The 9,386-nt window shown below is 67.1% G+C and carries 11 protein-coding genes; 9 read left to right on the top strand and 2 right to left on the bottom strand.

Going from position 1 to position 9,386, the window contains the following annotated elements; all coding sequences use genetic code 11:
• Nucleotides 1-260 precede the first annotated feature (260 nt).
• Together PYV00_RS16650 and PYV00_RS16645 are read left to right on the top strand one after the other, a co-directional pair.
• The gene (locus PYV00_RS16650) at nt 261-1,466 is read left to right on the top strand and encodes an aromatic ring-hydroxylating oxygenase subunit alpha (protein WP_275229432.1); all 1,206 of its coding nucleotides are present in this window, start codon (nt 261-263) and stop codon (nt 1,464-1,466) included.
• Entirely contained in the window at nt 1,466-1,810 is a 345-nt protein-coding gene (locus tag PYV00_RS16645) for a hypothetical protein (protein WP_275229431.1), read from the top strand. The genes PYV00_RS16650 and PYV00_RS16645 overlap by 1 nt, the downstream gene beginning before the upstream one ends.
• Before the next feature lie 21 nt (nt 1,811-1,831).
• Here the strand turns inward: PYV00_RS16645 and PYV00_RS16640 are convergent, their stop codons facing one another.
• A complete protein-coding gene (locus PYV00_RS16640; protein WP_275229430.1) occupies nt 1,832-2,932 on the bottom strand; it encodes a branched-chain amino acid aminotransferase in 1,101 nt (366 codons plus the stop codon).
• A gap of 243 nt (nt 2,933-3,175) precedes the next feature.
• Between PYV00_RS16640 and PYV00_RS16635 the strand changes: the two genes are divergently transcribed.
• Complete coding sequence (locus PYV00_RS16635; protein ID WP_275229429.1) at nt 3,176-3,610, top strand: PaaI family thioesterase; 435 nt, start codon at nt 3,176-3,178, stop codon at nt 3,608-3,610.
• A gap of 452 nt (nt 3,611-4,062) precedes the next feature.
• Here PYV00_RS16635 and PYV00_RS16630 read toward each other — a convergent pair whose 3' ends face one another.
• Nucleotides 4,063-4,629: a hypothetical protein gene (locus PYV00_RS16630; RefSeq protein WP_275229428.1), complete on the bottom strand. Its 567-nt coding sequence runs from the start codon at nt 4,627-4,629 to the stop codon at nt 4,063-4,065.
• A 48-nt stretch (nt 4,630-4,677) separates the two neighbouring features.
• On the opposite strand from PYV00_RS16630, the gene PYV00_RS16625 reads away from it, so the two are divergent.
• From PYV00_RS16625 to PYV00_RS16600, 6 genes are all read left to right on the top strand, one after another.
• Nucleotides 4,678-5,442 carry a TlyA family RNA methyltransferase gene (locus tag PYV00_RS16625; protein ID WP_275229427.1) on the top strand — a complete coding sequence of 255 codons (765 nt, stop codon included), beginning with the start codon at nt 4,678-4,680 and terminating at the stop codon, nt 5,440-5,442.
• 68 nt (nt 5,443-5,510) lie between these two features.
• Complete coding sequence (locus PYV00_RS16620; RefSeq protein ID WP_275229426.1) at nt 5,511-6,065, top strand: TspO/MBR family protein; 555 nt, start codon at nt 5,511-5,513, stop codon at nt 6,063-6,065.
• Between the two features lie 39 nt (nt 6,066-6,104).
• Nucleotides 6,105-6,359 (top strand): accessory factor UbiK family protein, encoded by a 255-nt coding sequence (locus PYV00_RS16615; protein ID WP_275229425.1) that lies wholly within the window; start codon nt 6,105-6,107, stop codon nt 6,357-6,359.
• 66 nt (nt 6,360-6,425) lie between these two features.
• Nucleotides 6,426-7,034, top strand: coding sequence for a recombination protein O N-terminal domain-containing protein (locus PYV00_RS16610; protein WP_275229424.1), 609 nt, complete (start codon nt 6,426-6,428; stop codon nt 7,032-7,034).
• 17 nt (nt 7,035-7,051) lie between these two features.
• On the top strand, nt 7,052-8,095 hold the full coding sequence (leuB, locus tag PYV00_RS16605; protein ID WP_275229423.1) for a 3-isopropylmalate dehydrogenase: 1,044 nt from the start codon (nt 7,052-7,054) through the stop codon (nt 8,093-8,095).
• A gap of 45 nt (nt 8,096-8,140) precedes the next feature.
• Complete coding sequence (locus PYV00_RS16600) at nt 8,141-9,307, top strand: glycosyltransferase (RefSeq protein ID WP_275229422.1); 1,167 nt, start codon at nt 8,141-8,143, stop codon at nt 9,305-9,307.
• The last annotated feature ends 79 nt before the right edge of the window (nt 9,308-9,386 follow it).

Raw genomic sequence — 9,386 nt, 5'->3', positions numbered from 1 at the left:
CAGGAAACAATCGTCGCGCAAAATTGAGTCTAAACGATAGCGAACTTCAGATTCACCACACTAGAGCATTTTCAAGTTGACTGTTTACGGCGAACGGCCCGGAAAAGGCGGCAACCAGGGGCAGGAGCGGCTCCGCTCATTGTAAAAACGCTCTAGAAGCTATTTTTACGACACATATGTTGTAAAAAGTTCGGGCGGTGATATGTTGCCTCCAGTCGCCGCCGAGTCTCCTTGACCCAGAGCGGCGGGGAGAGGATGCCATGAACACGCACACCCCCACTTTTGCGCGCGTCGGCCGGAACGAAGTCGCGTGGCTCGGCACAGGCCCCGTCCCGACCGGGCCCTATTACGATCCGGCCTGGTTCGAGCTGGAGCGCGAGGCGGTGTTCCGCCGAAGCTGGCTGCAGGTCGGCCATGTCTGCGAACTGCCCGAACGCGGCAGCTTCATCCGCCGCGAAGTGGAAGTGCTCAAGGCTTCGGTGCTGATCGTGCGGGGCCGGGACGATACGATCCGCGCGTTCCACAACGTCTGCACGCACCGGGGCACCCAGCTTGTCGAGGCGGAAGCCGGGCGGCAGGCGACCTTCAGCTGCCCTTACCACATGTGGACGTTCGGGCAGGACGGCAGCCTGCTGTCCGCGCCCGATTTCGAGCAGTTCCACATCGGCAAGGCGGAATGCGCGCTGCCCGGGGTGGCGGTGGAAGTGGTGGCGGGGCTGATCTTCATCCACCTTGGCGAGCCCGCAAGCACGGCGCGCGACTGGCTGGGCCCGCTGGCCGAGACGCTGGACCGGATGCCCGTCGCGCGCGCGACGACGTTTTCGGAATATGTCTATGAGATCGACGCCAACTGGAAGCTGACCTACGATAACTTCCAGGAAAACTACCACTTGCGCTTCATTCATCCGGCGGCGGCGCGGCCGGTGTGCAGCAATGACAATCCGTTCGGCTATCCCACCGCCTATGGCTTTCACGGGCCGCATCGCACGCAGCGCATCTGGGACAATCCCAACATGCCCGCGCCGCATCCGGTCCAGGCCATCGCCTTCGAAAAGGCGGGGCGCTGCGCAGCCGAGGACGGGCTGCTCGGCTCGACGACGGTGAAGGACTATATCGCGCTGTTTCCCAACTTCTTCCTGTTCGGCTCTCCCGTGCAGCATTTCTCGCACACGGTGATGCCGATCGCGGCGGACAAGTCGCGCGGGGTGATCCGGCTCTACTGGATCGGCGAGGACGAGACACCCAGCGAGCGCTTCGCGCGCGAATATGTCATGGCCACCGCGCGCGACGTGCACAGCGAAGACCGCTCGGTGATCGAGCGCGGCCAGCGCGGGCTGGCCAGCGGCGCGCTGAAGCACATCCATTTCCAGGATCAGGAAGCGCTGTGCCGCCACCTGTTCAACACCGTGACGGAAATGGTCGAGACCTATCGCGCCGAACTGGCGGTCAAGCGGGAGTTCGCGTGATGGCCGGGGCAGCGACATTGCCGGAAGGCTTCGCCGGCCTGGAGCCGTTCGTGGCGGCATGGGCGCTGGAGGGCTCGGCCGCGCGCGCCACATGGCGCGGGGCGGCGCCCGTGGAAGACCGCAAGGCGTTCTTCGCGGCGGCGGCCGGCTCGCTGCGGCCCGCGCTCGATTATCTCGACGCCAAGGGCTTTGCCGCGTTCGATGCCGACGACCAGCGGCTGATGAACCTGATGCTGAGCCTGGCCCACGTCAGCCTGGCCGAGGAAATGCAGTGCGACGCGGAAGCCGTGCACGCCGGCTACCGCGCCTTCCTGCCGATCACCCGGACACCCGCCGGCGCCTGAAACGCCGGGGGAGGGGATCCCTCAGCCCAGCTTCGTCACCCAGCCGTGCGGATCGGCGGCCTGGCCGCGCTGGATCGAGACGAGCCGGTCCTTCAGCCGCTGCGTGAGCTGGCCGGGGCCGCCCGAGCCGACCGTGAATTCGCCATCGCGGCTGGCGACCTTGCCCACCGGCGTCACCACCGCGGCCGTGCCGCAGGCGAATGTTTCGACCAGCTTGCCCGAAGCAGCATCCTCGCGCCACTGGTCCAGGCTGTAGCGGCCTTCGCGCACGGTGAGCCCTTCGTCGCGCGCCAGCGTCAGCAGGCTGTCGCGCGTGATGCCGGGCAGGATCGTGCCGGTCAGCTCCGGGGTCAGCAGCGTGCCGTCGTCGAACACGAAATAGAGGTTCATGCCGCCCAGTTCCTCGATCCACTTGTGCTCGGCGGCATCGAGGAACACGACCTGATCGTGCCCGCGCGCGATCGCCTCGCCTTGCGGCACCAGGCTGGCGGCATAGTTGCCGCCGCATTTGGCCGCGCCCGTGCCGCCGGGCGCGGCGCGGGTATATTCGCTCACCCAGATCGAGACGGCCGGCGCGCCGGACTTGAAATAGTTGCCGGCCGGGCTGGCGATCACGAGGAACTTGTACTGCCTGGCCGGGCGCACGCCCAGGAATGCCTCGGTCGCGATCATGAAGGGACGCAAGTAGAGCGAGCCGCCCTCCACCGTGGGGAACCAGTCGCGATCGGCGGCGACAAGCTGGCGCACCGATTCGACGAACACCTCTTCGGGCAGCGCCGGCATGGCCAGACGCGCGGCCGACTGGTTGAACCGCGCGGCATTGGCCATGGGGCGGAACAGGGCGATGCCGCCGTCGGCCTGGCGATAGGCCTTCAGCCCCTCGAAGATCTCCTGCGCATAGTGCAGCACCGCCGCCGCCGGATCGAGCGCGATCGGCTGGCGCGGGCCGACGGTCGCATCATGCCAGCCTTGCCCCTCCGTCCAGTCGATGGAGACCATGTGATCGGAAAAGTTCGTGCCGAAGCCCGGATTGGCCAGCACCTGCGCGCGTCGCTCGGCGCTCATCGGGGCAGGGTGGGGCAGAGAGGTGAATTGCAGGCCGGCATCGGCGAGAGTCGCCATCGAACGGGATTCCTTCAAGTTGAGCGGTGCAGTGCCGTTGAACGAAAATTGCGCAAAGTGCAATAGGAAAGAAATATTCCATCGCGCGCTGCTAGTCTTAGCACGCCGGGCGAGCGAGGCAAATTGGCGCGGGGCGCGGGCGAGGCGATCCGGCCTCAAGCTTCCGGGAAGCGCTGATACACCGCCCGGCGCGTTCCGTCACGCGCCAATGGCCGTCGCCGCGCGGGGCCGCTATGGGGCCTTATGGCAACGACACAGACCCTGGACCTGAAATTGAACGCCGACGAGGTCACGGCCTTCCTCGACGCGGCGTTTCCGCCGGCGACACGGTCGCTGCTTGGCGAAGTGCAGAGCCTGGCGCTCAACCATCTGCGGATGCGGCTCGATCCCGATCCGTCGATGCGGCGGCCGGGCGATATCGTTTCGGGCCCGGCGATCATGGCGCTGGTCGATGTCGCGGCCTATGGCGTGATCGCGGCGCATCACGGCCCCGAGGCGATGGCGGTGACGCATTCGCTGTCGATCACGTTCCTGCGCGCCTGCCGGTTCGAGCCGATCATCGCGGATGCACAGATCCTCAAGCTGGGGCGACGGCTGGCCAGCGTGGACGTGCGGATCTGGCAGCGCACGCCGGAGCGGCTGATCGCGCAGTCGACCGTGGGCTATTCGCTGCCCTGAGCGGGCGCCCTGAGCGGGCGCATCGCCTGCCGCCCGGCGCGGCTCTTGCGCCTAATGGGAAGGGCGAAAAATGAGAAGGGCCGCCCCGGAAACCCGGTGCGGCCCTTCGCATGGTCAGCGGCCGGAAGTGCCGCCAGCGAAACCTTTATCGCTTACTGATTTTTCAGCGATAATGCCTCGCGACGGATTTAGCCGACCTCTCTGCTGAACCATGAGACATCGGATCACCTCCTTTCGCGCTGTTGAGCCAGATCGCCGCTTTCACGGCTGGGGCGGACAACTGCGGGGGAGGCCCTGCCAGCTCATCCTGCCTTGAGGGAATTTCTGTATGATTCCGCAGCGCACAACAAGTCTTGCAAAGATTTTTTTTGCCGTCAGTATCGGGACTTCCGGCCGGTTCTCCCCAGCCTTTTCGAAGCAGTGCCGGCAAGCGGCCGGGCGCCTTCGATTCCCTAGCGGCAATCCTCGATCACGCGGCTCACTTCCGGCCAGCTTGGCACGTAGAGCGCGGGCAGTCCCGCGGCCTCGACCATGAATCGGCCCCGGCTGAAGGCCATCGCGTCAAGCAGCGGATCGCGCGCGCTGAAAGTGATCGCGATGGCCGGCGCCGGGCCGCCCTGCGCGGTGCCGGTCAGCGGGCGAGTCACCGTTTCGGTCGTCACGGTCATCGGCACTTGGCCCGTACCCATGGCCGTCCCCGTACCGGCGCGCAGCAGCGTCACCGTGCGCTGGGGCAAGTCGCAGCGCAGCACCAGTTGCCCGCCGGCGAAGCTTGCGGCCGACTGGCTGGCGTTTGCGCTCAAGGCCCAGTCGCCCGGCGTGATCGGCGCATCGCGCCAGTTGGCGGGCGGCGATGGCAGCGGGGGAGGCGCGCGCGTGGGCGTGGAGGTTGGCGTGGGCACGGGCGCCGGAACGATGCCGCGCTCCGAACAGCCGGCCAGCGCCAGCATCGTCGCGGCGGCGGCAAGCAGGGGGGCGAGGGGAGCGCGAAGTGGGCGCAGGCGCGGATTTGCCTTCATCGCGCCCGTATGGGATCAGTCGCCTTTGACCACAAGACCGCTTTGCCCATGACCAGCGCTTCCAAGCCCCGCCTTGCCGAAAAAACCCGTGTCGACCAGTTGCTGGTCGATCGCGGCCATGCCGAAAGCCGCACGCGCGCGCAGGCGCTGGTGCTGGCCGGGCTGGTGTTTTCGGGCGAGACGAAAATCGCCAAGCCGGGCCAGACGCTGCGGGCCGATGCGCCTCTGGAGGTGCGCGGGCGCGATCATCCCTGGGTCTCGCGCGGGGGGATCAAGCTGGCGCACGCGCTGGCCCATTTCGGCCTCGATCCCACCGGGGCCACGGCGATGGACATCGGCAGCTCGACCGGCGGCTTTACCGACGTGCTGCTGGCGAACGGGGCGGCGCGCGTCTTCGCGGTCGATTCGGGTACCAACCAGCTTGCCTGGAAATTGCGGCAGGACCCGCGCGTCACCGTGCTGGAACAGACCAGCGCCCGCGTGCTGACGCCGCAACTGATCGACGCGGCTTGTGACTGGGTGGTGTGCGATGCCAGCTTCATCGGCCTTGCCAAAGTGCTGGAAGTGCCCTTGCGGCTGGCCGCGCCGCGCTGCCGGCTGGTGGCGCTGATCAAGCCGCAGTTCGAAGTGGGGCGCGGCGAAGTGGGCAAGGGCGGCGTGGTGCGCGATCCGGCGCTGCACGATCGGGTCTGCGGCGAAGTGCGCGCATGGCTGGAAGCCACCGGCTGGACGGTCGAGGGAATCGTGGAAAGCCCGATCAAGGGGCCTGAAGGAAATGTGGAATTTCTCGTCTCGGCACAGCGTGGTGGCTGACGATTGCGTGTTCGCCCGCATGACGTCACAACCACGCACGAACACGTGATTCGGGAGACCGCACGGGAATGAACGTGATTGCCTCGTCAGGCCAGTTGCGCGCGGGCTATTTCCGCTGGGCGCTTTTTCTCGTTCCCTCCGTTCTTCTTCTCGGCCTGCTTTCGGGCCGGATCGCGGGCAGCGATGCCGGCGGCGCCTGGTTCAACGCGCTGGTCAAGCCGGCCGCCTTTCCCCCGCCGGTGACGTTCGCGATCGTGTGGAGCGTGCTTTATGTGCTGATGGGCCTGGCCTGCGCGATGATCGCGGCCGCGCGCGGCGCGCCGGGGCGCGTGACGGCGCTGACGGTCTTTGCCGTGCAGCTCGTGCTCAACCTGGCCTGGTCGCCGGTGTTCTTCGGCGCGCACCGGCTTTCGGGCGCGCTGGTGGTGATCGGACTGCTCGACATCGCGGTGATCGCCACGATCGTGCTGTTCCAGCGCGTGCGCCCGGTGGCGGCGCTGCTGCTGGTGCCCTACCTGCTGTGGGCGCTGTTCGCGACCTATCTCAACTGGACGATCCTGGAGGCCAATCCCCGGCTGGATGGCGTCGAGCTGAGCGGGGCGGTGCAGCGGATCACGTTCTGATCCCTTGCAGCCGCGCGCGGATTGTCCCATCTAGGCGCCATGCAAAGCGAAAACCCCTTTGTCGCCGATTTCGTCAAGCTGATGAACAGCGCCGCCGGCACGCTGGCCGGCATGGGCCGCGAGGCGCGCGATTCCGCGCGGGAGCGGTTCAAGGAACTGATGGGGGACATGGACTTCGTCAGCCGCGAGGAATTCGACGCGGTGAAGGAAATGGCCGCCCGCGCCCGCGAGGAAGCCGAGACGCTGAAGAAGCGGATCGACGAACTCGAAGCCAGGCTGAACCCGGGCGACTAACGCCCGGTTCGCGCGTCCGGCCATCGCCGGCTTGCGGCTGAGGGCCGCGGCGTCCACACAGCCTTGATGGAGATCAGCGCGCCCGCGATCGTCTGCGCGGCCCGGCCGCACGGCGAGACCGCCGTGATCGCGCGGCTGCTGACGCACGACCATGGCGTGGTCGCGGGCTATGTCGCCGGGGGCAGGGGGCGGCACTTGCGGCCGCTGCTGATCCCCGGCACCCTCGTCGCGGCCGAGATCCGCGCGCGATCGTCCAGCCAGCTGCCCTTCGCCCGGATCGAGCTGATCGAAAGCCGGGGCCCCTGGCTGAGCGAGCCGCTGCCCGCCGCCGGCATCACCTGGGCCACCGCGCTGACCGCGACCGCGCTGCCCGAACACCAGCCGTTTCCCGCCCTGTTCGATGCCCTGGCCGCGCTGCTCGATGCGATCTGCGTCGCCCCATCGGCGCGCGGCTGGGCCATGCCGCTGCTGTCCTACGAAGTGCTGATCCTGCGCGAACTGGGCTATGGCGCCCCCGTGCCGCGCCCCGAGCGGGACGACTGGCCGGTGATTCTCACAACCTTTGATCGACTTGGCGCCTATCTGGAGCGCTACCTGCTTGCCGATCGGCGAAGCGGTGTTATGGCGGCGCGCGCCATGCTGCGGGAGCGGCTGGCACGGATCGAAGGCGGCTAGCAGCAACGAGGGGCCAGATGCGCATCGCGGTTTTTGCAGGGGACGGGATCGGCCCGGAAGTGACGCAGCAGGCGGTTCGCGTGCTCGAAGCGCTGGCGCTGCCCGGGCTCGAACTGGTCGAAGGCGATGTCGGCGCGGCCGCCTATCGCAAGCACGGCCATCCGCTGCCGGCCGAAACGCTGGCTATCGCGCGCTCGTGCGACGCGATCCTGTTCGGCGCGGTGGGCGATTTCGATTGCGACGGGCTTGAACGCCACTTGCGGCCCGAGCAGGCGATCCTGGGGCTGCGCAAGGAACTGGGCCTTTTCGCCAACTTGCGCCCGGCCACCGTGTTCAAGGGCCTGGAAGACCTGACCACGCTGCGCCCGGAAGTGGCCGCGAAGATTGACCTGCTGATCGTGCGCGAGCTGAACGGCGACGTCTACTTCGGCGAGAAGGGCGTGCGCATCCTGGAGGACGGGCGGCGCCAGGGCTATGACATCATGTCCTATGCCGAGGACGAGGTGCGCCGCATCGCGCGCACCGCGTTTACCGCCGCGATGGGGCGGCACAAGCGGCTCTGCTCGGTGGACAAGGCCAACGTGCTCGAAACCTCGCAGCTCTGGCGCGACGTGGTGATCGAGGTTTCGGCCGAATTTCCCGAAGTCCACCTCAGCCACATGTACGTCGACAATGCGGCGATGCAGCTCGTCAAGAATCCGGGCCAGTTCGACGTCATCGTCACCGGCAACCTGTTCGGCGATATCCTGTCCGATCAGGCCAGCATGTGCGTCGGCTCGATCGGGCTGCTGGCCTCGGCCTCGCTGGCGGAAGGGACTTACGGGCTTTACGAGCCGATCCACGGCAGCGCCCCCGACATCGCGGGCAAGGGCCTGGCCAACCCGATGGCGACGATCCTCTCGGCCGCGATGCTGCTGCGGCACAGTTATCAAATGGAAGCCGAAGCGTCCCGGATCGAGGCGGCGGTCTCAAAGGCGCTTGCCCAGGGCGTGCGCGGGGGCGATCTGGGGGGAACCGCCGGCACGCGAGAAATCGGTGACGCGGTCGTCGCGGCACTGTAATTGCGGGCAATGTCTTCTTCAGATTTACCTTATAATGCGCGGAATATGAACCTGACCCGTTCCGATCTTGTCCAGGCCGTCGATGCCGCCGCCAAGCCGCTGGAGCTGGCGATCGTGCTGCCCACGCTGAACGAGCGCAACAACCTTGCGCCGCTGGTCGATCGCCTGGACGCGGCCTTGCAGGGCATCGCCTGGGAAGCGATCATCGTCGATGACAACAGCCCGGACGGCACTTCGGACGAGGCACGGGCGATCTCGCTGCGCGATCCGCGCATCCGCGTGATCCAGCGGATCGGCCGGCGCGGCCTGGCCTCGGCCGCGATAGAGGGCATGTGCGCCACCGCCGCGCCCGTCGTCGCGGTGATGGACGCCGATCACCAGCATGATCCGAAGCTGCTGCCCGGAATGCTCCAGGCGATCACTTCGGGCGAATACGATCTCGCCTATGCCTCGCGCTTCTGCGCCGGAGCCAGCACCGATGCGTGGCACCGGCCCGATCGGGTCAAGGCATCGGGGCTGGCCAACAGCCTTGCCCGCCGGGTGACGGGCGTGACCCTGTCCGATCCCATGAGCGGCTATTTCATGCTGCGCGCCGAAACCCTGCGCGCCGATGCCCATCGCCTGTCCGGCGTCGGCTTCAAGATCCTGCTCGATATTCTCGCTACTGTGGAGAGCCCGTTGCGCGTCAAGGAATTCCCGCTGGCTTTCGCCGCCCGCGCGGAGGGTGAAAGCAAGCTCGACCGCACGGTCGTGTTCGAGTTCCTCGTCGGCCTCTATGACAAGTGGCTGGGCCGCGTCATCCCCACCCGCTTCGCGCTGTTCGGCACGATCGGCGCGATGGGCGTGGTCGTCCACATGGCGGTGCTGGCCGCGTTCCTGGGCATTTTCGGCGGTATGCCGATGCGCGGGCAGCTCGTCTCCTCGTTCGAGGTGGGCCAGACAGTCGCGGCTGTGACCGCGATGACATTCAACTTCTTCCTCAACAACGCGCTGACCTATGCCGACAAGCGGCTGACCGGCTTCGTGCCGCTGGTGCGCGGCTGGGCCAAGTTCGGCATGACCTGCTTCGTTGGCCTTACCGCCAATGTCGGCGTGGCCGCGATCCTGGTCCATTACGGCATCCACGAATATCCCGCCGCGCTGACCGGCATCGTCATTGCCTCGGTGTGGAATTTCGCGCTCTCGTCGAAGTTCGTCTGGGGCAAGTACTGATCCGCCAAGCGTTTCGTCGATGGCGGTTGGCTGTTTGACGGAAGCGATATTGTCCCCCCGGCGGGGTTCGTCTTTGGCC

It is taken from the genome of Novosphingobium album (ex Liu et al. 2023), from assembly GCF_029076845.1.
Classification (GTDB): Bacteria; Pseudomonadota; Alphaproteobacteria; order Sphingomonadales; family Sphingomonadaceae; genus Novosphingobium.
This window is presented reverse-complemented; position numbering and strand designations above follow the sequence as displayed.